17 protein-coding genes are annotated in these 22,758 nt (G+C 45.3%); 6 read left to right on the top strand and 11 right to left on the bottom strand.

Features of this window, described 5'->3' with window-relative positions; translation table 11 throughout:
- Positions 1-162: 162 nt before the first annotated feature.
- The gene (locus MKY14_RS28730) at positions 163-1,593 is read left to right on the top strand and encodes a phospholipase D family protein (protein WP_445669888.1); all 1,431 of its coding nucleotides are present in this window, start codon (positions 163-165) and stop codon (positions 1,591-1,593) included.
- 51 nt (positions 1,594-1,644) lie between these two features.
- Here the strand turns inward: MKY14_RS28730 and cls are convergent, their stop codons facing one another.
- Positions 1,645-3,153 (bottom strand): cardiolipin synthase, encoded by a 1,509-nt coding sequence (gene cls / locus MKY14_RS28725; RefSeq protein WP_076123942.1) that lies wholly within the window; start codon positions 3,151-3,153, stop codon positions 1,645-1,647.
- A gap of 226 nt (positions 3,154-3,379) precedes the next feature.
- Between cls and MKY14_RS28720 the strand changes: the two genes are divergently transcribed.
- Together MKY14_RS28720 and MKY14_RS28715 are read left to right on the top strand one after the other, a co-directional pair.
- Positions 3,380-4,297, top strand: coding sequence for a TetR/AcrR family transcriptional regulator (locus MKY14_RS28720; protein WP_076276923.1), 918 nt, complete (start codon positions 3,380-3,382; stop codon positions 4,295-4,297).
- 115 nt (positions 4,298-4,412) lie between these two features.
- Positions 4,413-7,580 carry an efflux RND transporter permease subunit gene (locus MKY14_RS28715; RefSeq protein WP_076192349.1) on the top strand — a complete coding sequence of 1,056 codons (3,168 nt, stop codon included), beginning with the start codon at positions 4,413-4,415 and terminating at the stop codon, positions 7,578-7,580.
- Between the two features lie 726 nt (positions 7,581-8,306).
- Here MKY14_RS28715 and MKY14_RS28710 read toward each other — a convergent pair.
- Entirely contained in the window at positions 8,307-8,999 is a 693-nt protein-coding gene (locus tag MKY14_RS28710; RefSeq protein ID WP_076123947.1) for a TorD/DmsD family molecular chaperone, read from the bottom strand.
- 416 nt (positions 9,000-9,415) lie between these two features.
- Between MKY14_RS28710 and moaA the strand changes: the two genes are divergently transcribed.
- On the top strand, positions 9,416-10,417 hold the full coding sequence (gene moaA, locus MKY14_RS28705; protein ID WP_340977894.1) for a GTP 3',8-cyclase MoaA: 1,002 nt from the start codon (positions 9,416-9,418) through the stop codon (positions 10,415-10,417).
- 125 nt (positions 10,418-10,542) lie between these two features.
- Here the strand turns inward: moaA and MKY14_RS30900 are convergent, their stop codons facing one another.
- Genes MKY14_RS30900 through MKY14_RS28690 form a run of 4 tightly spaced genes read right to left on the bottom strand, consistent with a single transcriptional unit; the run spans position 10,543 to position 14,193 of the window.
- Positions 10,543-10,647: an S-layer homology domain-containing protein gene (locus MKY14_RS30900; protein WP_081383200.1), complete on the bottom strand. Its 105-nt coding sequence runs from the start codon at positions 10,645-10,647 to the stop codon at positions 10,543-10,545.
- Between the two features lie 33 nt (positions 10,648-10,680).
- Positions 10,681-11,733 (bottom strand): HAMP domain-containing sensor histidine kinase, encoded by a 1,053-nt coding sequence (locus tag MKY14_RS28700; RefSeq protein ID WP_076192343.1) that lies wholly within the window; start codon positions 11,731-11,733, stop codon positions 10,681-10,683.
- A complete protein-coding gene (locus MKY14_RS28695; RefSeq protein WP_076123953.1) occupies positions 11,730-12,407 on the bottom strand; it encodes a response regulator transcription factor in 678 nt (225 codons plus the stop codon). The genes MKY14_RS28700 and MKY14_RS28695 overlap by 4 nt, the downstream gene beginning before the upstream one ends.
- Positions 12,337-14,193 carry an ABC transporter ATP-binding protein gene (locus tag MKY14_RS28690; protein ID WP_340977893.1) on the bottom strand — a complete coding sequence of 619 codons (1,857 nt, stop codon included), beginning with the start codon at positions 14,191-14,193 and terminating at the stop codon, positions 12,337-12,339. Before MKY14_RS28690 ends, MKY14_RS28695 begins: the two co-directional genes overlap by 71 nt.
- Positions 14,194-14,555: 362 nt before the next feature.
- On the opposite strand from MKY14_RS28690, the gene MKY14_RS28685 reads away from it, so the two are divergent.
- Positions 14,556-15,791 carry an MFS transporter gene (locus MKY14_RS28685; protein ID WP_305953522.1) on the top strand — a complete coding sequence of 412 codons (1,236 nt, stop codon included), beginning with the start codon at positions 14,556-14,558 and terminating at the stop codon, positions 15,789-15,791.
- Positions 15,792-15,876: 85 nt separating this feature from the next.
- Here the strand turns inward: MKY14_RS28685 and MKY14_RS28680 are convergent, their stop codons facing one another.
- Complete coding sequence (locus tag MKY14_RS28680) at positions 15,877-17,583, bottom strand: glutamine--tRNA ligase/YqeY domain fusion protein (RefSeq protein WP_076276935.1); 1,707 nt, start codon at positions 17,581-17,583, stop codon at positions 15,877-15,879.
- A 230-nt stretch (positions 17,584-17,813) separates the two neighbouring features.
- Here MKY14_RS28680 and MKY14_RS28675 point away from each other — a divergent pair, with 230 nt between their 5' ends.
- Positions 17,814-18,362 carry a GNAT family N-acetyltransferase gene (locus MKY14_RS28675; RefSeq protein WP_036681941.1) on the top strand — a complete coding sequence of 183 codons (549 nt, stop codon included), beginning with the start codon at positions 17,814-17,816 and terminating at the stop codon, positions 18,360-18,362.
- 94 nt (positions 18,363-18,456) lie between these two features.
- Here the strand turns inward: MKY14_RS28675 and MKY14_RS28670 are convergent, their stop codons facing one another.
- The 4 genes from MKY14_RS28670 to MKY14_RS28655 form a co-directional block, all read right to left on the bottom strand.
- Positions 18,457-19,101, bottom strand: a complete 645-nt coding sequence (locus MKY14_RS28670) for an MOSC domain-containing protein (RefSeq protein WP_340033771.1) — start codon at positions 19,099-19,101, stop codon at positions 18,457-18,459.
- A complete protein-coding gene (locus MKY14_RS28665; protein WP_076123959.1) occupies positions 19,082-19,612 on the bottom strand; it encodes a GNAT family N-acetyltransferase in 531 nt (176 codons plus the stop codon). Before MKY14_RS28665 ends, MKY14_RS28670 begins: the two co-directional genes overlap by 20 nt.
- 68 nt (positions 19,613-19,680) lie before the next feature.
- Positions 19,681-20,901: an MFS transporter gene (locus tag MKY14_RS28660; protein ID WP_340977891.1), complete on the bottom strand. Its 1,221-nt coding sequence runs from the start codon at positions 20,899-20,901 to the stop codon at positions 19,681-19,683.
- A gap of 460 nt (positions 20,902-21,361) precedes the next feature.
- The gene (locus tag MKY14_RS28655) at positions 21,362-22,189 is read right to left on the bottom strand and encodes a formate/nitrite transporter family protein (protein ID WP_036681949.1); all 828 of its coding nucleotides are present in this window, start codon (positions 22,187-22,189) and stop codon (positions 21,362-21,364) included.
- Positions 22,190-22,758 lie beyond the last annotated feature (569 nt).

Raw genomic sequence — 22,758 nt, 5'->3', positions numbered from 1 at the left:
CACCGGAGCATAACAATCACAAGGAAGTGCTCTGCAATAATTTCAGGAGGAACTTCCATGAATTCAGATCGTCAGCAACCCGTTCACCCCTATAAACCTAAAGAAATAAACTACGCTCCCGGTTTAACTACGAAGAAACGTTCCGGTTCACGCCGCCGTACAATGGTGTTATGGGCTGTCTTCATTCTAATTCTCTGGCTAATCGGCGTAATGACTTACCAGACCCACAAACCTTTACCCCGCGGCATTTCCTATGAAAGCCCTATATACAAAACCAATCATGTATCCTTCTGGCACGACCTGACCTATTCGGACGGTACAGCCACGGGCACTCAAGAGAGTCAGATTCTTTCGAGGATTCTACAAATTATCGAGGAGTCCAAAGAATTTTTGGTGATTGACCTCTTTCTTTTCAATGATTATACCCATAAAGATCAGTCATTTCCTCCGGTCAGCCGAATGTTGACGGACAAGCTTATTTTACAAAAAACAACTTATCCTGAGATGGAGATCGTCTTCATTACAGATGAGGTTAATACCAATTACAACTCTGCACCCAATCATCTTCTGGAAGAATTGAAGGCTGCGGGGATTAAAGTGATTTTGACCGATGTAAATGCTCTACGCGATTCTACGCCTGCTTATTCCGCTGTCTGGCGTACCTTTATTCAATGGTTCGGACAGTCGGGCGAAGGCCGGATTCCCAATCTTATGGCCAGCGGAGGACCGGATATTACCGCACGTTCTTATTTGAAGCTACTTAATGTGAAGGCTAACCACCGTAAGGTAGTTGTTAGTGAGAATACCGCTCTAGTCTCCTCAGGAAATATCCATGATGCCAGCGCCTATCATTCCAATATCGCTCTGGAAGTACAAGGCCCAATTATTGCTGATATTCTCCAGACGGAACAAGCCGCGGCCAATCTTTCGGATGCAGGGCCACTACTCACTTATGAGCCAGACTTCACCAAAGAGAAGGATCAGCACTCTGAAGAATCTATGGAGGTCCGCTATTTAACGGAAGGAAAGGTATATAAATATGCACGGCAAGCCCTCCAATCTGCGCAGAAGGGTGACACCATTTGGATGGGTATGTTCTACCTTGCCGATGATGCCATTCTCGATGAATTGGTAGAGGCTACCGAACGAGGGGCTACGGTAAAATTGATACTGGACCCCAATCAGAACGCCTTCGGCCGTGATAAAATCGGCATTCCTAACCGTCCAGTTGCCATGAACTTGAACAAGCGCACGAACGGAAAGATCTCTATTCGCTGGTACAATACGACCAAAGAGCAATATCATCCAAAGTTGCTCTTCATTGCCAAACAGACTGGAAGTTCCATCATTCTTGGCGGTTCCACCAATTTCACGACACGCAATCTGGATGACTACAACCTGGAGAATAATCTGTGGGTATCTGTAAAACAAGACCAGCCTCTTTATGCCGAGATGGAAGCCTACTTCAATCGACTGTGGAATAACGAGGACCATGAGTATACTCTGCCTCTTGAAGCTTATCAGGGGGAAGTAACTTGGTTCAAGTACATTCTGTTCCGGTTGCAGACCACCTTGGGTTTAACCACTTTTTAAAGCAAAAACCACCGCAGATGAGGGATCACACCCTCTGCGGTGGTTTTTGGGTTATAGTAACGGTGACATAAGCCGAGCAGCAGATTCCAGTATACGGATCACCATACGCTTATTCATAAATTCCTCATGCTCAATTAAGCTGGTAGATAATAAATCCCGTTCAAAATCAGCAACAATACGAGCAACGCTCTCCGTCTGAATCAGTAGTGCATTCACTTCAAAGTTAAGGTGGAAGCTGCGCATATCCATATTGGCCGTGCCAATGGTCGCTATTTCACCATCAACGATAAGCAGCTTCGAGTGGATAAATCCCTTTTCATATTCATAGATCTTCACGCCAGCTTCCAGCAACGCCGGAAAATAAGAGTGTGAAGCCAGAAACGGAATCCATTTATCCGGCTTAGCCGGGAATAACAATCGCACATCTAAACCAGAAACAGCAGCTACACGCAGTGCAGTTAAGATGTCCTCATCAGGAATAAAATATGGACTGGCAATCCACACCGATTTCTCGGCAGAAGTGATCATGGAGAAGAAAATGTTTTTGAGCGCACGACGTTCGTTATCCGGCCCACTAGCAATAATCTGTACGGCACCATCACCTGTCATAAAGCGAAGCTGCGGAGTGAGATAGTCTTGCTCCAGTATTTTTTCACCCGTAGTGTGCATCCAATCTTGCAGAAAAATAATTTGCATCGTCCGTACCGCTTCGCCTCTAACTAACATATGTGTGTCACGCCAAAACCCATAAGTCTTACTGCGGCTTAAATATTCATCGCCTACATTGAGACCCCCCATGAATCCGACATCGCCGTCGATCACAACAATCTTACGGTGATTCCGGTAATTCACACGACTGGAAAAAAAGGATGTTGAATTTCCGTACGAAGCCACCTGAACCCCGGCATCACTCATTTCCTTCAAAAAAGCTTTGGAAAGCTGAAAACTGCCAACGGCATCATACATAAATCTGACTGCAACACCGGCGCGAGCTTTATCGATCAGAATTTGTTTAATGCGTGTTCCAATGTGGTCCGCCCGGAAGATGTAATACTCCATATGAATGTGATGTTTAGCTTGACGGAGCTCCAACAATAACGTACCAAACGTCTCTTCACCATTAGTGAGGATACGTGTTTCTGATGCGAAGGAAATAGGAGTACGTGCTAAAGTTTTGGATAACAGCAGCAGTTTTTGGCGCGAGGGATCAAAGACTGACCAATCTTGGTGCGTACGTAAAGCGTCATTCTCAATTCTTTCGTAGGCCATAAGGTCTCTTTGTGCCTTTTTATCATATTTACGGCGTTTGAACACATTTTGCCCAAATAGAAAATAGAAGACCAGTCCCAGCACCGGGATCAACGCAAGCAATAAGATCCATGACATTGTTGTAGAAGGATTACGGTTCTCCATAAAAATAGCCAAGCTAATCGAAATGACTGTCAGAGTGGAGAAGATACTAATAATCGTTCCCGCAGTACTCCCAAAAATGCCGAAACCAAAATAATAAAATGCTATGAATGCCCCAATGATAATTATAGATTGAAGTCCTCTTCTCATACTCTACCTACCTTCTTATTCATACAAGCAACACGAAATTGACACATTTTATATATTACATGAAGAACACATTTCTTCCTAGCAAATTACTGTTTAAAGTCTATTTACGACAAAACTGTAACCCTTCTGTTCCGATATTTGTAATGCCTGGTTGTATAGAATATAATTATTCTGACCAACTAGTCAATTATAGAACCGGGTAGTCAGAAAGGAGGTTAATCCTTTAATGAATGATAAAACTGTTGATAAGCAGGAGCAGATTATTAAGATTGCTATGCAGTTATTCGCTGTAAAAGGCTCCTCGTCCACATCCATGCAAGAGATAGCTGAATTATGCGGGATTTCGAAGGGCAGTTTATATCTGGTATTTAAATCAAAAGAAGAGCTGGAGCGCAGTATCTTCCTTTATTGTTATCGGATGATTCGGGATCCCTTGTTACGTGAAGAACAGGAAACCCGACGAACACCACGTGAGAAGCTTAGGAATCAGATAGAAATTCTGCTAAGTCATGTGTACGAATTACGCGAGTTCTTGCAGCGTCAAATTCAGGAGGTTGCGGGCAAAGGATTTGATACTGAAGTCCCAGACTGGCTGCGTAGAAACAACGCTTCCTTCTTAAGATGGTTCCAGGTAAAAATGGAGTTGCTCTACGGAAAAGACGTCGTTCCCTATACCGGAGATTTATGTATGATCGGACATGGTCTCATCAAATCTTATATTGCGGTTATTTTTCGTAAGGATACGCAGGTACCTATTGCCGATATGGCAGATCATCTAATGAATTTAATGGATATGATCGTGTCTGGCTTGCTTACTAGTAAACAGGCTCCGCTAATCAACTCTGCTACTTTAGCAAACTGGATGGCGGAGAATGAGGAGAACAAACGAAAAAATCCATTACAGCTCATTAAAGAAATGAAGACTGCGATCAGTAAACTAGATAGTATAGCATCCGAAGAAGCAGCCGATCTGCTGGAATCGCTCAACATTCTGGAAGGTGAAGTGCTTATCCCTCACCCGCGAAAAGCAATCATTCAGGGGATGCTGTCCAACCTCCAATCCTGCTCTGAGCTCACAGCAGAATTGGAAGAGCTGAGGAAGCTAATTGCCTCAATTCCGCACAATTCATGTGTATTTCGTTAATTGACTCTAAGAAGAGTTCGGTAGAGAGAAAGTCATGGATAGTGAGTATTATGATTTTTTATAATGGCGCCCTATTTCGTAAAGAAGAGGGCCGAGAGGAGCAGAAACGAAACTTATGAAAAGCTTAATTAATTTCTCGCTCAGGAACAAATTTGCCATTTGGCTTCTGACGATAATTATTGTGTTTGCCGGTTTATATAGCGGACTGACGATGAAGCAAGAAACCTTGCCTAATATTAGTATACCCTATCTTAGCGTAACAACCATTTATCCGGGGGCCGCACCAGAAGGCGTCGTTAATGATGTCAGCAAACCGTTGGAGCAAAAGCTCCGCAATGTGGATGGTGTAAAGACGATCACCTCCACTTCTTTGGAGAATGCCTCCAGTATCCAAATTGAATTCGATTATGGAACAAATCTGGATAATGCTACAGCAGCAGTGCGCGAATCACTAAATGAAGTCTCATTGCCAGACAATGTGCAGAAGCCTTCCATTTCCCGCTTTAGTCTTAGCTCAATGCCTGTTGTCTCCCTCAGTCTTTCTAACGGGGATACCCAGGATCTTGAGGAACTGACCCGTATTGCTGAGAACGATATTCGCCCGGCCCTGGAGGATGTTGAGGGTGTCGCTTCTATCCAAATCTCTGGTCAATACGTCAAAGAAGTATCACTCAAATTCAATCAAGATAAGCTCAATCAATATGGACTGACCGAAGATACCGTTAAAGGTATCATTCAAGGCTCTTCCCTCCGTGTTCCACTCGGACTATTCGAGATGGACAAGGCTCAAAAGGCAGTTGTCGTGGATGGCAACATCACTACCGTTGAGGATCTTAAAAATGTGACCATTCCGGTAATGCCAACTGGCGCTAACGCTGCTGGTGCTGGAGCTACTGGAGCTGCCGGCGTTGATGCTGGTGCTGCTAACGGAGCTGCTGGTGCTGGAAATGCTGCTACTGGCGGAGCTGCAAGTATGGGACTTCCAACCGTGAAGCTCGGAGAGCTGGCCACGATTGAGGTTGTGGGCAATTCCGAATCCATCTCCCGTACAAATGGTAAAGAATCGATCGGTATTCAGATTGTCAAAGCCAATGATGCCAACACTGTTGATGTTGTAAATGGTGTTAAAGACAAAACTGAAGAATTAAAAGCACAATATAAAGGCATTGACCTTACTGTTCTACTTGACCAAGGTAAGCCCATTGAGGACTCCGTAAATACGATGTTGTCCAAAGCGGTATTTGGTGCCTTATTCGCAGTAATTATCATTTTGGTGTTCCTGCGGAATATTCGTTCGACGATTATTTCTATCATCTCTATTCCATTATCCCTGCTGATCGCAGTACTGTGTCTGCGGCAGATGGACATTACGCTTAATATGATGACACTGGGAGCGATGACGGTCGCGATTGGGCGGGTAGTCGATGACTCGATTGTAGTCATAGAGAACATATATCGACGGCTCTCCTTATCTGGTGAGAAACTGAAGGGCAGAGAATTAATCAGTGCGGCCACACGTGAAATGTTCGTGCCTATCATGTCCTCTACAATTGTAACCATCGCGGTGTTCTTACCACTTGCTTTGGTTAGTGGTATGGTTGGTGAGCTGTTCTTGCCTTTCGCTCTAACCATGGTCTTCGCCCTGCTCGCTTCATTAGTAGTTGCGATTACCCTAGTTCCTGCAATGGCTCACTCGTTGTTCCGTAATGGATTGAAAGGTAAAAAAACTCACAGCGAGAAACCAGACAAACTTTCTGCTGGTTATCAAAAGATTCTGAACTGGTGCCTTTCTCATAAGCTCGTTACGTTTGGAGTTGCCGTTCTTCTCCTTGCAGGCAGCTTGTTCTTAATCAAACCTATTGGTGTAAGCTTTATGCCATCCCAAGAGGATAAAACCGTAATGCTTACTTATTCACCAAAGGCTGGACAACGGATTGAGGAAGTTCAAGAGCAAGGTCTGAAAGCTGAAAAATACATTTTAGCGCAGAAGCATATAGACAAAATGCAATATTCCATTGGCGGCGGAAGCCCGATGGGTATGGGTGGATCCAGCAATTCAGGACTATTTTTCATTGTTTATGATAGTGACACTCCTGATTTTGAAGCTGTTAAAGAGAAGCTTATTGAAGGTTTGACCGCAGAAGTGCCAGATGGTGTATGGGGTGACATGTCCGCTCTGATGAGTGGAGGCATGGGTGGAAGCACTCTGACCGTGAATGTATTCGGAGATGAACTGGATCAGCTGAAGCCAGTCGCGGATGAGATTGCCTCAATCGTACAGGCTGACACCACTAATTTCAAAGACGCAGAAACAAGTCTCAAGGAAGCTTACGATCAATATACGATTGTAGCGGATCAACAGAAGCTTAGCTCCCTTGGACTTACAGCCGGACAAATTGCGATGAAGCTGAGTCCAGCAGGCACACGTCCAGTGCTCACAGAAGTAGAATTGGACGGCAAGAACTACAAAGTCTATATCGAAACAGATAAAGAAACGTACAAGAGTATTAAAGAAATGGAAGAGGCTACTTTGACTTCCCCACTAGGCATCTCCGTGCCAATCGGGCAAGTCGCTAAAATTGAAAATGGCTCCTCCCCTGACTCGATTACTCGTATGGACGGTAAAATGAAGGTAGATGTTACTGCCGAAATTATTTCGAGTGACGTGAATAGCGCTTCGAACAGCGTGAAAGAAAAAATAGACGCTATGGAATTGCCTGATGGTGTAACTGTTACCTTCGGCGGTGTAACCGAGCAGATCAATGATACGTTTGGTCAATTAGGAATTGCTATGGCGGCTGCTATTGCCATCGTATACTTCGTGCTTGTGGTTACATTTGGCGGTGGATTAGCACCATTCGCTATCCTGTTCTCACTTCCTTTCACAGTGATCGGGGTACTCGTTGCCCTTCTGATCGCTGGAGAAACCTTAAACGTGTCCTCGCTCATGGGTGCGCTGATGTTGATTGGTATCGTAGTAACGAATGCGATTGTCCTTATCGACCGCGTTATTCATAAGGAAAAAGAAGGACTCACTACGCGTCAAGCCTTGCTTGAAGCAGGTGGCACACGTTTACGTCCAATCCTGATGACTGCACTTGCAACGATCGGTGCATTGCTGCCATTGGTTACTGGACTTGAAAACAGTGCAGGAATTATCTCCAAGGGCCTCGGCGTGACCGTAATCGGTGGTTTGGTCAGTTCCACGCTTCTGACACTTGTAGTAGTGCCAGTCGTGTATGAATTCCTGATGAAATTCCGCAGCAAAAAGGTAATTGATTAGAACTATGATGTGAACAAGTAAATAGGCTCAAACGAGAGGCTGTCTCCAAAGTAGTGAATTCTACTTATGAGGCAGCTTCTTTTTTTAGTAAAAGGCTGCACAGCGGATTCTTGCTTTAGCCAATAGACTGTGTGCTGCGCCAATGTTCAACGCCATTAGGTTGGGTGGTGAGTAGGGAGAGTTGAGCGGTGAAAAATACGTGATGAGTGATAGCTGATGTACTGTGGGTGCTGTATAATATGCGATATGCAGTGGGCTATGAACGGTGGACGAAGTACCGTGGGCGATGTGCGGAGTGGATCTTAAACTAATTAGGGCGAAAATCCCTGAAAAAAGCCAATATTTGCTCTAAATGAACGAAATTAGGGAATTCCTTCCTGATAATAAGGGGGATTTCTTTAATTACCGCCGAATCAGCTATATTTTAGGGAGGTTTTCCCTAATTATTAGTCTAATGACCAGAAACTCTAGAATTTCAGGGAGAAATTGCCCAATTATTCTATCGGCGCTTGAGTTAGGCAACAATAAGGCGCTTCGGTTGGTACTTCAATTACTACTTCAGTTGGTGCTTCAGCCTCTACTTCTATCGGAGTTTAATTAGATCATCACTAGGATGCTTCCCACGGTACTTCTATTTGTGCTTCTACAGAGCTTCTATTAAAGCTTCATATCTACTTGACCAGCACGCAAAAGCCCGACCTATCAATTAGGCCGGGCTTTCTAATATTAAATGCTTGTAGCTGCACTGCTCTCCAATGAAGCTCTCCAGGAACGAAGCATTTGCAGATCAAGTGGCAGAAATTCCTCAAGCATATGTGAGAGGCCTAGATATAGCGGACTATCCGTTGCTGCATTCAGTTTCTGACAGAACTGCGGTGTCCATTGCAGTAGATGCTTTTCCAAAAAGGACTCCTGAATATCAAGCAGCTCCATAGCACTTCTTATTGAAAAGCTATTGTAAAGCATACGCTCATGCATGACTGCCATAAATTCGAGCTCAATAGCAATATGATCATCGGCTTCACCATTACACTTATTGAATACAATTCCAGCGGAGGTGTACACATCCGCAAGCACGTTACAGAAATCCTCCGAGCGTCCTAAAATCGCTGCTTCGCGCAATTTAAAAGAACTAACGGACTGTTCTTGCATAAGCCGTTTATATTCTTTGCTCTCTTTCTCGCATATCATTGGCAGCTTGTTCGGTTCCTGACTCAAATAGCGCTTCAGCTCCCGACCGCCTTCCGTCATCTCAGCCGCTACACTCATCTGGCGATTGCGGCTCCATTGAGCCACTAGAGAGAGTGATGGTTTTCTACCCAAAAAATCCACTAAAAGCTGATATATTAATCCCCGACTTTCCAACCAACGGCTAAAAGCCTCCGGAACGGTGAGCGATGGAACAGTATGTGTACTCATTTTGCAAATCCTCCTCAATGGTTTCCCGGTCACTCTCCGTCACATTACCGACGTGCGGTTTCCGGTATCCTATCTGTTTTCGCAAAAGTGAACGTTAAAACTAATCCGCACCTAGATTATATCGGATATTAAAAGCGCTTTCCGTGAGCATTCTATGTCTAAAAACTTTATTTGTCGTACTTTTGTCACACTTTCCGTTGTTCAATATGCGTTATCTTCTTATCTAGTTTGTCCAGTTTTATGTAATGAAACCCTGTCGTCCAGAACTTTGCTCATTGACGTGAATCCAAGCGATCTTTAAAATTCTAAACAAGTATAAACAACTTTGCGTTCTGTCCTATTAGGGACGTTATGCGTGTATACGAGAAAGTATAAGAGCAATTTATCAGCCAGATTTAAAGGAAGGGAGCAACGCCATGGAGCCGCTGACGGACCCTTTTGGACGTTTACACGATTACATCCGCATTTCGGTTACCGACCGCTGCAACCTGCGTTGCATCTATTGTATGCCAGCGGAAGGGATGCAATTCCAACCGCAGGACGAGATTCTGAGTTACGAGGAAATTACCGCAGTCGTTAAGTCGCTAGCCCCTCTTGGATTACGTAAAGTACGACTAACTGGTGGAGAACCTCTTGTCCGCAAAGATCTGGAAAAGCTTGTTGCTATGATATCTGCGATCCCAGGTATAGAAGATATTTCGCTGACTACAAATGGTTTAATGCTTCCAGCCAAAGCAGCACAGCTAAAAGAAGCCGGTCTGTCACGGGTAAACATCAGCCTAGACTCCCTACGGCAGGATCGATTTTCTATGATTACTCGTGGCGGCGAAGTCGCCAAGGTATTAAAGGGGATCGAGGCCGCACAAGCCGCCGGACTTCAACCGATAAAGCTTAACGTTGTATTGATGAAAGGAATTAATGACGACGAAATCAAAGACTTCATCTCCCTTACGCTGGAGAGTCCTCTAAATGTACGCTTTATAGAATACATGCCGATTGGCAGTGCTACTGATGCTTGGCGCCAAACTTATCTGCCTCTGGAAAGGGTTGTAGAAGCTTGTACTGAGGCTGGTTGGGAAACGGAAGCGGCAGAAATGCCCTCCGGGAATGGCCCTTCCCAGAATCGGCGGGTTGTCGGAGCCCCTGGTACATTCGGCCTGATTCATCCGGTGAGCGATCACTTCTGCGATAATTGCAACCGCCTGAGACTTACCGCAGATGGGCACATCAAAGCTTGCCTGTATTGGGCAGATGAATACAATGTCCGCCCTTTGATAAGCGATCCTGTTGCTGTGCAGGCCTTATTCCGGAAAGCGCTGGGCAACAAACCCCATAATCATGAAATGGCCTTAGCTCTGGAGAAAAAAGCACAGAGCCACACGCCGACAGCTCGGCGCATGTCTCAAATTGGTGGATAAACGTCCATCCCGGTATTATAGTTCCTCTTTTAATTGCATAAATACAAAAAACGCCGCTTTCCCACTGAACGATCTGGGAAAGCGGCGTTGTGCTTAAAGCTTAGCGATGAGCTATTCAATCACTATTAGAGAGATAGAGCTTCGAGCAGCTTAGAAATAGTCGCCGCCGCCTCGGCTCTTGTAGCCTTTTTCTCAGGACGGAAGGTATTGTCTTCGAATCCACCCAGAATACCGGCTTCAGCTGTTTTTCACATACAGCAAGTTTATTTCATTCGTACTGGCAAGCTCACCTTGAACGCTGTCCCATCCCCCGGGCGACTATTTGCAGTTACCTTACCTTCATGCAGCTCAACGATTTTTTTAACCAATGACAGACCTAGTCCACTGCCGCCACCACTTGCGGTTCTAGCTTTATCTGCCTTATAGAAACGCTCGAAGATCCGAGGCAGATCTTCCTCCGAGATGCCAATCCCACTATCTTGAATCTCCACCTCTACCTGCTCATCCACCATGCGAAGGCTAATATGGATGCAACCGTTCTGCGGAGTAAACTTGATACTGTTATGCAGCAGATTAGTCCAAACCTGACTCATTAAATCTTTTACAGCAGATACATTCACTTCTTCCAGTTCAGCCTCTACCTCTATTTTTTTCTCCAACCACTGTGGTTCAGAAGCCAGAATCGTATCTCTAAGCTGCTTATCCAGGCGGTAAATCTGATTTTCAAACGGAAAATTGCCCGATTCAAGCGCGGACAGCTTCAATAAATTATCACTGAGCCCAGATACGCGGGTACTCTCAGCCACTATAATATTAAGGTAGTGCCTCCTGCTCTTCACACTCAGAGTTTCATCCTGCAGCGCAAGAGCAAACCCCCGAATAGAGGTTAGCGGAGATTGAATTTCATGCGATACATTAGAGATAAAATCCTGACGCATGGTCTCCATCTGGCTCAGTTCGCTGGCCATTACGTTGATACTCTCTACAATCTCACCGAAATCACCGTAGTCCTTTGTATTATCAAGTACCACATTGAAATCACCCTTAGCAATCCGCCCTAAACCTTCGATAATTGATTTATAAAAAACACGTTCCCAGCCCCGGAATAACTTGGAGGTTACCAATGCCATCAAAAACAAAATCACAATTCCGACCATCACGCCGATTAACTGGGTCAAATACTCCGAAGAGGGGCGTCCAACCCTGCCATATATCCAGTTCATCAAGAAATAAGCTGCACTCCAGCTAATCCCAACACCACCGAAGTAAATAAAAGTCATCCCAATCCGCTTAAGAAGCTCCTTAAACCGGTTCATGCCTCTGCCTCCAGCCGATAGCCTAATCCGCGGATGGTACGAATAACAAACCCGTATTTATCAGGAGCGAACCGTTCGCGCAAACGGTTGATATGCACATCGAGCGTCCGCTCATTCCCTTCAAAATCATAACCCCATATCTCTTCGATTAGCCTGTCTCTAGTCAATGTCTGCCCCGGATAGCTGCCCAGCTTAAATAACAGCTCAAATTCCTTAAGTGGCAAGGTGACTTCTCCATACGCTGAGGATACCTCGTAGGTTTTACGATTCATTCGCAGCCGGCCAATCCCCACACTTTGTGCAGCAGAGATTTGGTAACGTTTGAGCAGCGCCTTTACTCGCGCAATAAGCACCACTGGCTCAAAGGGTTTGACGAGATAGTCATCACTTCCCAGCTCAAAGCCCTTCACAATTTGTGAGGTCTCTCCCTTAGCCGTCAGCATCAATATCGGAAAATCATAGGTTTGGCGCATCTTCCGGCACAGCTCCCAGCCATCCAAATTGGGCATCATCACATCAATAATGGCTAAGTCTATGTTATGGCTCTCCAGAATCTGAAGAGCCTCCAGTCCATCAGAAGCTCCATAGATGTCATCCATCCCCTCAGCTCTCAGAAATACTTCTACCAATTCGCGGATGTGCGGATCGTCGTCCGCTACTAGTATTTTTGTCATGTATCACTGGAGCCTCCTCTTTATTGTCTTGAATCTCAAGGTTATTCATCTGCAGCTGCTGGGTGGCAAATTCACGATATAGCTCATGGTTTTCCAGCAGTTCTTCATGTCTTCCCATCCCGGTAATCTGGCCCTTTTCCATAAAAATAATCTGCTCAGCATTTACAACAGTAGCCAAACGGTGCGCAATTACAATCGTAGTCCGGCCCTTCATCAAATTGGACAGTGCCTTCTGCACTACGGCCTCTGATTGGCTATCCAGACTGGAGGTCGCCTCATCAAGCATAAGAATCTTTGGATTCCGCAGCAGCGCTCTAGCAATAGCAATCCGTTGCCGCTGTCCACCCGAGAGCTTCACACCTCTCTCACCGACATCCGTATTATATCCTTCAGGAAGCTCATCGATAAAGCCATTTGCATAAGCCATTGCTGCTGCTGCGCGCACCTCCTCCATGCTAACGTCTCGATCCAATCCATAGGTTAAATTCTCAGCAATCGTACCTGCCAACAATGGGCTTTCCTGTGAGACGTACCCGATCAGTTTCCGCCATGAGCGTAATGAGAAGGTTGACACTGGTTTATCGCCTAGCTTAACCATACCTTTCTGAGGCTCATAGAATCGTTCGAGCAGTGAAAATAATGTAGTCTTGCCTCCCCCGCTCGGTCCAACAATAGCCGTCACCTGACCCGGAAGCATCCGGAAGCTTACATCGGTTAGCACATTCTCACCATTTTTATATCCAAAGCTTAGATCTTCTACCGAGATAGGACCCTCTGCACCGTTCGCCTCTTCCTGGCCCTCATATACCTCCTCTTCTGCTGCCAGGGTTTCAATAATGCGCTCTGATGCCCCTTTAGCTTTCTGAATCTGTGTAAAGAACGTGGTCAATTGAGTAAGCGGCATAATAATCTGAATAAGATACAGGATAAAGGCTACCAGCTCTCCAGCTGTCAAAGCCCCGGAAGATACCTGCATTCCGCCATAACCGATAATGACCACAAGTAACATCATAAAGACAAAAGAGACAAGTGGACTGATCATAGCGCTGATTTTGCCTTCACGAATGCCAAAGGAGAGCAGGTTCATAATTCCGGTTTTGCCTGCTTCGTACTCTTTTTTCTCTGCACCCGAGGATTTCACCAGACGGATCTCTGACAATACACCACTAAGTGTGGCGGTAAAAGAAGCTGTTTCGTCCTGCATGCCTTTGGAGATTTTGTACATCTGCCGTCCAAGCGGCACCAAAATCAACGCAGATAGTGGAAGAACGGTGAACAGAACAAGCGTCATCTTCCAGTTCAAAAATAAAAGCACAGCAATGGAGCCCACAATGGAAATCACTCCGGTAAATAAGCTGGCCAGATGTTCAGAGATCAGCGTTTTGATGATCCCTGTATCATTCGTCATCCGGCTGACGCTTTCTCCTGTCCGATTATCATTGTAATAAGCTACTGGCAACACTAAAAATTTACGCCATAACCGGTCACGAAGACCTGCAACCATCTTCTGGCCTACATAATTCAGCAGATAGATAGAGATTCCCCCGGCGATCGTCTGCGCGATAAAAGCACCCGCTATGCCCACAATTTGCAGCTTGCTGACAGAAGCCAAAGAAAAGCCATCCACCAGATTTTTGGTGAACATTGGGATCACCAGACTAACCAATGTCGAGATCATGCTTAGTGCAATGGCTATTGCCAATAAGCCGTATGAAGGCTTGGTTTCTTTTAATAATGTGAGGAATGGCTTCAGCGCCGTTTTCCCCTTAGCTTCGGATTTTTTCATGCAAAAACTCCCCTTTTCTTGGTGAATCTGCGAGAAGAATGTATCTTCTCTGTTTCGCCTAACCCCATCCTAGCCCTGAATTGTAAACTGAAGTTAAACCCATTGATTCTCTTTTATACAAACATAGATAGGATAATCCTCAGGTATATTCCTAGTAAGGAAGAGCAAACGCCTAACATTTCTGCCACCTGCAAACTTGTTATATGCGTTTTTTGTCACTTAGCGGATCAAATTTAAATAAACGTTAAAAAAATGTAAAAAAGTAAAAAAGGAAGTTTGTATCCCTTTTCAACACGTGTTACAGTGATAGAAGGGCCTAATATTGGTCAGTATATCCATGCAAGACATCTAGTGGGAAAGGAGTGACGCATTTGCGGAAAGGCGTTAACTATCCATCTTCTTTCACGTCTTTAAAATGGTTCAATTTTTTTGTATACGGAACCATGGTCCTCTTCTCCAGCTTCTTTCAACTATACCTGCTGGATGTAGGGATGAACAAATTAGAGATCGGTGCCGTATTTTCTATGGGTGCGCTAGTATCCATCTTTGCAAATCCATTCTGGGCAATCTGGACTGACCGATACCAGAATATCCGGAGAATCGTTTTGCTTATGTTAATCGGAACGTTAGTGTTATCCCAGCTTATGTTTCGGGCAAATACATATGAGATGATCTACATCTCCATTCTTTTGTTCTATTTCTTCCAAGGACCGTTATTTGCTCAGAGCAATACGATGATTCTCAGCTATATTGACGGAACTAACTATCGCTTCCGTTCTTTTCGGCTTTGGGGTTCATTGGGGTGGGCACTAATTGCAATTGCCGCCGGATTGGTCCTTGATTGGGCTGGTGTATCTATCTTGTCCTATCTGTTTGCAGGCTTACTATGTGCATCAATGTTATCCATTCTTGCATTACCGAAACTTAACCATACCATTGGCATGGCTCCTATGCCGTATAGAGGCTTCAGCAAACTAATTTATAATCCCTTTTTCTTGTGTTTCATATTGTTTGGTATCCTAGTTTCCATACCGAACACCATGAACACTACATTCATGTCTTTGTATATTACGGACCTAGGCGGCTCCAAGGGAATGATTGGTCTCGCAGTATTCCTCTCCTCTATTTTGGAAGTGGGTGTATTTGTTCTCTGCGACCGATTCCTTAAACGTAAAATATCTGTTCTGCTCGGCTGGCTTGCGCTGGTTAGCGCTTTATTCGTACTACGATGGTGGTTCATGGCGGACGCGACTACAGCCCTCCAAGTAGTGCTCATTCAAATTTTACACTGCATAACATTTGGTGGTTTCTTCTATGTAGGCACTCAACTGACCATGCTTCTTATTCCAAGACCTTACCGTGCTTCAGGACAAGCGCTCTACACACTGACTTGGAGCGGTATAGCCGGTATTGTTGGAGGAGTTCTCGGCGGGTGGATGTATCAAAATCTAGGGGCACAGAGCATGTATCAAGCGGGTGTCTTCTTGACACTGTTTGGAACGCTAGGCTTTACTTTCATGTGGCTCTTTGTAAACCGTGGAGGCTACCGGCCCCCTACAGAGGATGAGGAAGAACTCTCTCACATCGAAATATTATAAGCGAAAATATAAAAAACAGGCTCAAACGTACCTAAACGGGACGTTTGAGCCTGTTTTTTTATAAAGAACCTGAACGAATCAAGTGTTAGCCTTGTTTTGGAGGCTGAAATGAACTCTTCAGTGAAACGATAAGATTGAATACGAGATGCCCAGGCGCCGAATATTTGCTATCTACATTAAAATAGCCATGACGGAAGAACTGGAATTTATCCTGAGCCACACTGTCCTTAAGCTCGGGTTCCACAAAACCTTGTAAGATTTCAATGGATTTAGGATTAAGCTGATCCAAGAAGCTAGGCTCCGCTTTCTCTACCGTGGAATCCAGACCTTCAACTTCTGCAGCTTCATCTACTTCTTCAGCAGAAATCAGTGGCTCGTATAAACGGAATTCTGCAGGCACAGCTTGACTAGCTTCTACCCAGTGCAGAGTACCTTTTACCTTACGGCCTGTAAATCCACTGCCACTCTTTGTTTCCGGATCATACGTACAATGCAGTTCAACAACCTCGCCATTCTCATCTTTAATGACTTCATTACATTTGATGAAATAAGCATGCTTCAGGCGTACTTCATTGCCGGGGAACAAGCGGAAATATTTATTGGGCGGATTCTCCATAAAGTCGTCGCGCTCAACATAAATCTCACGAGAGAACGGAATTTGGCGTACACCCATTTCTTCATTCTCTGTATTATTCTCCGCTTCAAGCCATTCTGTTTGGCCTTCCGGATAATTGGTGATAACAACCTTAAGCGGACGAAGTATAGCCATGGTGCGAGGCACAGTTAACTTAAGGTCTTCCCGGATAAAGTGCTCCAGCATTTGCAGGTCCACTAGACCCTGACTCTTGGAGATCCCTGCTTCGTACACGAATTTACGAATCGCTTCCGGCGTATATCCTCTGCGGCGCAGGCCGGAGATCGTTGGCATCCGCGGATCGTCCCAGCCATCCACATGTTTTTCGTCTACCAGCAGCTTCAGCTTACGTTTACTAGTCATGGTTTGAGCGAGATTCAGACGGCCGAATTCATATTGATGCGGAACAGAAGGCATCTCACATTCCGCTACGACCCAATCATAAAATGGGCGTTGATCTTCAAACTCAAGCGAACAAAGGGAGTGAGTTACACCTTCAATGGCGTCCTCAAGTGGATGAGCGAACGTGTACATCGGGTAGATGCACCATTTATCCCCTGTATTATGGTGATGCGCATGAGTAATCCGATAGATGACAGGATCACGCAGATTAATATTTGGTGAAGCCATATCGATCTTGGCACGAAGAACCTTCTCACCATCTTTGAATTCCCCTGCCCGCATACGGCGGAACAGATCCAAATTCTCTTCGATGCTGCGCTCACGATGTGGGCTGTTCTGTCCTGGCTCCGTCAGCGTTCCCCGCAATTGGCGAATTTCATCCGCGCTGAGGTCATCTACATAAGCTTTACCTTTAGTAATTAATAATTCGGCACGTTTGTACATTTCCTCAAAATAATCCGATGCAAAACGCAGCTCTTCCCATTCATAGCCCAGCCACTTTACATCTTCCTGAATGGAGTTCACATATTCCGTATCTTCTTTGGCAGGATTCGTGTCGTCAAATCTTAGGTTAGTCTTGCCACCGAACTCGTCCGCCAGTGTAAAGTTAATCCAAATCGCCTTGGCATGTCCGATATGTAAGTAACCGTTCGGCTCCGGCGGAAAGCGTGTGACAACTTCTTTTACTTTACCCGTACGGAGGTCTTCGGTAATAACATTTTTAATAAAATTGGAGGGGGTAGTACGGTTCTCCACAGCTATCAACCTTTCGTTCTGTAGTGTTACACTACTTCTTGTATAAACATGTTTCCTACTAATATACCCGTTAACTGTAGATTGTTCAATAAAAGGGGGCACATGGCCTGGATCAATTTTTAGCATCTTTAGACCTTTTGACTTCTCTGCGGGCGATAGAGTAGCATGATAATCATAAGAAAAAATCCATAATCATACATAAGGCCTTGTGCCGAAAAGGAGGCAACCGCTTGTTTAATTATGTCATCGACGAAGAGCTTATCTTAAAGCCACTCATGCCTGAGCATGCTAGGCACATATTCGCGTTAGTGGAGCGCTCGCGGGAACGACTTAGGCAATGGCTTCCTTGGGTTGATGCCGTTACGGAACAGGATCACACCCTTAATTTCATTAAAAATGCTATAAAACAAGGCACCGACAATGGCGCCTTCACTGCTGGACTTTGGGTCCGCGGCGAGCTCGCTGGCGTCATTGGGTATCACCAGATTGACTGGCATAACCGTTCCGTAGGGATTGGTTATTGGCTTGGTGATGGATATGAAGGCAAAGGTTATATGACCAGTGCCTGCCGAGTTCTAGTAGACTACGCCCTGCTTGAAATGGAGCTGCAGCGGGTAGAAATTCGCTGCGCAACCGCCAACGTAACTAGCCGGGCAATTCCTGAACGGCTTGGTTTTGTGCTCGAAGGTGTGATCAGACAGGCAGAAAAGCTGCCCGATGGCTACGTGAATCACGCCGTATATGGTTTATTACGTAGTGAGTGGCAGCTGCTCGGCTAAGTTACTTAAGCAAAGCAAAGTTAAACAAACACGTAAGCAGAAATAAACCTGGCTGGCATACGCCCCCAGGTTTATTTTATTGTGCAGACCAAGATTAGATCTCTGGCATACCCAGCTGTTTTCGAAACTTGTTCCGTACTACGGCTGAGAGAGCTTCCAGCTCCACAAGCTCTGCCAGAGCAGCTTCCTCTTGCAGCCCAACCTGCATTAAATGCAGTACATGCGCCATGGAAGCAATGCTGTCTCCGTTTTCTTTTTTGACAATTGCATCGCCGGTTGAAATCATTCCTTCACGAAGTACACGTAAGTAAAATCCGCTATACCTTGTATCCAGAACTTGAGCCGGTAGATCTGCGGGTCCATGCTTTTGTGAGATTTTGAAGCAAGGGTATCGTGGTTGGCTAACCTGAAGCAAAGTGGTGCCTATTTCATATACATCGCCAATACACACCTCTGTCTCCAGTAGACCCGTTGTGGTGATATTTTCTCCAAAAGCCGAGTACTCCAGTTTCTTTCCCAGCTGCTGTTCCCAATACGGATAGTGCTCAATGGGATAGGCGCATACCGCCTTGTCAGGACCTCCATGATGTTTAAGATCTGCCTGGCCATCTCCAACAAATCCATTGGTATGTAGCTGAACTGATCCATCTACAGGCGTTTTATAAATTCCGGTCTCCAAAGGTTTTCCCCGATAATCCACCGTCACCGGCCGACCGACATTAAGCGAGACGATCTCCATATCCATTTCCTCCTGTCAGCATGCAGCTCATAAATATCTCATCCACATAACGACCGCCAAGATAAAACTCCTCCCGCAGACGCCCCTCTTCCACAAAACCGCATTCCCGGTAAAAAGAAATCGCTGATTCATTGCAGGATAATACACGCAGACGAAGCTTACGAATAGCATGCGCCGCAGCGTGTTCCTTAATGGCTTCCATGAGCTGCCGGCCGATGCCTAAACGTTGATAGTTCGGATGAACAGCAATATTAACCTCGCACACATGCCGGTTGCTCTCCATTCTACTAGGGCAGCCAAACCCGACATATCCACATAGCTTGTCATCTTGCAGCGCTACGAGCTGAGAGCCCGGGGGAGCATTCAGCAAGAAATCCTCTTGTGAGCGCCACAACATAGGTCCCGGGCTAGTGTCCTCTGTCCAAATCAGATGGTCCAGATCAATCAGTTCTCGCACGTCTTTAATCTCTGAGGGTCTAATAGTTAACCTTGCCTTGTTGATTTGTTTCATAAGATGTACACCCCTTGCCTTGCACCTCTATAGAATTCACAGCAGATGTTGGAATCCACTGTGTATAGTTATCCTGCGGACCGCTCTAACGAATGGCCTTTACGATTGACTAAAGCATGGATGACGAAAAACCCTACAGACAGCAGCGCCATCGCACAAGCCAGCCAGGCTGTTGGTGCCAAACCACCGCTATCATACAGTCTGCCCATGAAGTAAGGGCCAATGACTCTCCCGACTGCACCAATCCCTCCGCTTAGTCCCAAATAAAACGGTGCGCTGCGCCCCGCATGATCCGAGATAAAGGATGGCATCGCTGGAGAAATCAGCATTTCTCCCAGTGTAGCAAGCACCATTCCAAGCACTAATCCAGGATAATTAGGCATCCACAAAAGAAACGCATAGCCACCCAAATAAAACAGGGCACTTGCAGTCATTTGCGCCGTTGAGGTAGACGCGAACCAGCGCTTAATCATTGTTACCAATGGCTGAGCTGCAAAAATCAAAATACCGTTCAGTGTCCAGAGAAAACCATAAGTTTTCTTAGGCCAGCCCTCTGAAATAATGAACGGAGATACCCCTGTATTCCAGATAGAGTTACCGAGAAGCAGGAACAAAGAACCGATCCCCATATAAAGATAAATACGAGTATGCCCCATTAGCTTCCACGTGGATTGTTTCTCTGGTTCATTCTTCTGATGCCCCATTACCTCATGCGCAGGTTCTCCACCGATTTTCTTCAGATATATAAAAAAGAAACCCGCAAATACCGCCGAGGTTACACCATTCATTACAAAGCTTAGCATATAGGAAATATCGGCCAAAAAACCACTTAATGCCGTCCCCAGTGCTACACCAATATTATTGGCGACATAAATAACATTAAACAGCTCACCACGCTGCTTCGTGAAACGAAAGCCGATAAATGCCTGAATGGCAGGTAATGATAAGGAATTAAATAATCCCACTAGTCCCATTGCAACCATAAATAACGTCCAGTTGTTACTAGCTGCCGGCAAGGTGAACAGTGCCAAAGCATTCATGGCGAGCGCTCCGACAATCAGCCGGTTCACGCCTACCTTATGATAGAGTGAGCCCCCGAGTAGTTGACCCACGATCCCACCAACCGATTGAATAAGAATCACCAGTCCAGCATCTGACATGCTGCGTCCAAGCTCATCAAATACATACATCGTAACGAGCGGCCACATCAGCGCACTACCTGTTGCGTTAATTAGGCTGGCAATTAGAAATATTTTCACTTCTTTTGGATATGCCTGTAAAAACTTCATAAGTAGTGTACATCCCCTGTTATATATGTGTCATTAATTCATCCAGTATCATCCCAAAACAGGGCTATGAGCAAGCATACACATTGACGTTTTATCGTGATAAAGTACGCATGAAATCTAGAGGATAAGACGCACATATCGCATGAAATATCCCGTCTCCCTTGGGGTTCACGTCCGCAGTCCTCCCTAGTTCTAATATCTATTCTAATTTTAAAGCCGTGGCTGTCGTCCGTAAAGCAAACTAAACAAGAAGAAACTGATTCGCTTTTAGAAAGACGGGGTAATAGAGCCTAGAAACACTCCCCCTTCAAAATTCGCCGTGATCCGATTTCGTTCCCCCGAGCGCGGATATATCACGGCGGATTTTTTTGTGTCTACATAACAAAAAGCACCCCTAAAACATTAACGCCACCAATAAGGCAGACCTTGAATGTTCTATGGAGTGCTCTATAAGACGAGCTTAAGCGTGTTTTTTGACACTGCTGCCGGACATGCTATCTACGGATTGAATAGCCGTAGGTGCTTTACGCAAGTATGCCATCCAATAGGCAGCTGCGACAAATATTGCTCCACCCGTTAGATTGCCGAGCCAGACGGGAACAAAGTTAGTGAAGTATTGCCCCCATGAATAATAACCTTCAAAAATAGCTGCTGGAATTAGGAACATGTTAGCTACAACGTGCTGGAATCCTATCGCAACAAAGGCCATCGTCGGGAACCAAATACCAAGGATTTTGCCGCTGAAGTTATCTGCTCCATAGGAGAGCCATACGGCCAGCGCAACGAGCCAGTTACAGCCGATACCCGAAACAAATGCCGGAAAGAATTCTGCATCGATTTTATGACCAGCCATATCCACCAATTTTTCTAAATACACACCCTCTGAAGTTAAACCCACCACATGACCGAAGAAATAAGCTACAAATAATGCCCCTGCCAGATTACTAATCGTAATGAGCAAAAGATTCTTCACAACTTCCCAGAAAGAAATCTTCTTAGCCATAAAAGCGAGCGGCACGGCCATCATATTCCCTGTCAGCAGTTCTCCACCTGCAAGGAGTACCATGATCAGCCCAACGGGGAAGACTGCGGCTCCGATAAAGTTAGCAATGGAACCCCATTCCTGTGGTGCGCCAGCAATGACGCGAATATCTAATAAAAACCCGAGCGCAATAAACGCTCCTCCCAAAAAGCCCAGAATAAGTACGGTACTTAGCGGATTATGAGCTTTTTTTATGCCGTTCTCTACAGTTACTTCGGCAATTTGCTGCGGTTTGCTATAAGCCATGGTTCCTATCCCCTTCATCTATTTACTTCAAATTTGTTCCTTTATGACCATTGTAGCGTGTCGTAAAACACATTAACGTGATAATTATCACTTTGAGAAAACTAAGTGAAAGTTTTCACTGACATGTCAAATTTACTGCGACCTGTGCACAAATAGAAGTTTGTGTATGACCGGCTAAGCCAGCATATCTTGTTTCGTTGGATTACATTTGAGCGTACGCAGCAGCTATCGGACACCGTTGACCTTATACGTAGCTAGATCTCACAGTAGCTATACCTCACTGTAGTCATACCTCACTATAGTCATACTTCACTATCGGCATTCTATTGGACTCGGATGACTCTAATCGTAGCTTTTGAGCATATTTGGCCCACACCCGGACATCGGACTCAGATAACCTTATTCGTAACTTTCGAGCACATTTGACTCGCTATCGGACCCCATAGTCGCTATTAGCACCAAAAACACACTAGTTGTACCTCGTTCTATGTAATAGCTGCACTGGAGTCCGAAATCACGCTCAAACGGCGATTAATTGCTAAATAGCGGCTTCTGAGTCCGAAAGCTTC

Source organism: Paenibacillus sp. FSL R5-0887 (assembly GCF_038002305.1).
Lineage (GTDB): Bacteria > Bacillota > Bacilli > Paenibacillales > Paenibacillaceae > Paenibacillus_AQ > Paenibacillus_AQ odorifer.
The sequence above is the reverse complement of the archived record's forward strand: the minus strand, read 5'-3'. Positions and strand labels throughout refer to the sequence as shown.

Excerpts from the sequence above, each read along its gene's own strand:
- moaA (WP_340977894.1), top strand. The coding sequence starts at position 9,416 with ATGGAGCCGCTGACGGACCCTTTTGGACGTTTACACGATTACATCCGC.
- cls (WP_076123942.1), bottom strand. The coding sequence starts at position 3,153 with ATGAGAAGAGGACTTCAATCTATAATTATCATTGGGGCATTCATAGCA.
- MKY14_RS28655 (WP_036681949.1), bottom strand. The coding sequence starts at position 22,189 with ATGGCTTATAGCAAACCGCAGCAAATTGCCGAAGTAACTGTAGAGAAC.
- MKY14_RS28715 (WP_076192349.1), top strand. The coding sequence starts at position 4,413 with ATGAAAAGCTTAATTAATTTCTCGCTCAGGAACAAATTTGCCATTTGG.
- MKY14_RS28720 (WP_076276923.1), top strand. The coding sequence starts at position 3,380 with ATGAATGATAAAACTGTTGATAAGCAGGAGCAGATTATTAAGATTGCT.
- MKY14_RS28710 (WP_076123947.1), bottom strand. The coding sequence starts at position 8,999 with ATGAGTACACATACTGTTCCATCGCTCACCGTTCCGGAGGCTTTTAGC.
- MKY14_RS28690 (WP_340977893.1), bottom strand. The coding sequence starts at position 14,193 with ATGAAAAAATCCGAAGCTAAGGGGAAAACGGCGCTGAAGCCATTCCTC.
- MKY14_RS28700 (WP_076192343.1), bottom strand. The coding sequence starts at position 11,733 with ATGAACCGGTTTAAGGAGCTTCTTAAGCGGATTGGGATGACTTTTATT.
- MKY14_RS28665 (WP_076123959.1), bottom strand. The coding sequence starts at position 19,612 with ATGAAACAAATCAACAAGGCAAGGTTAACTATTAGACCCTCAGAGATT.
- MKY14_RS28670 (WP_340033771.1), bottom strand. The coding sequence starts at position 19,101 with ATGGAGATCGTCTCGCTTAATGTCGGTCGGCCGGTGACGGTGGATTAT.
- MKY14_RS28730 (WP_445669888.1), top strand. The coding sequence starts at position 163 with ATGGTGTTATGGGCTGTCTTCATTCTAATTCTCTGGCTAATCGGCGTA.
- MKY14_RS28695 (WP_076123953.1), bottom strand. The coding sequence starts at position 12,407 with ATGACAAAAATACTAGTAGCGGACGACGATCCGCACATCCGCGAATTG.
- MKY14_RS28660 (WP_340977891.1), bottom strand. The coding sequence starts at position 20,901 with ATGAAGTTTTTACAGGCATATCCAAAAGAAGTGAAAATATTTCTAATT.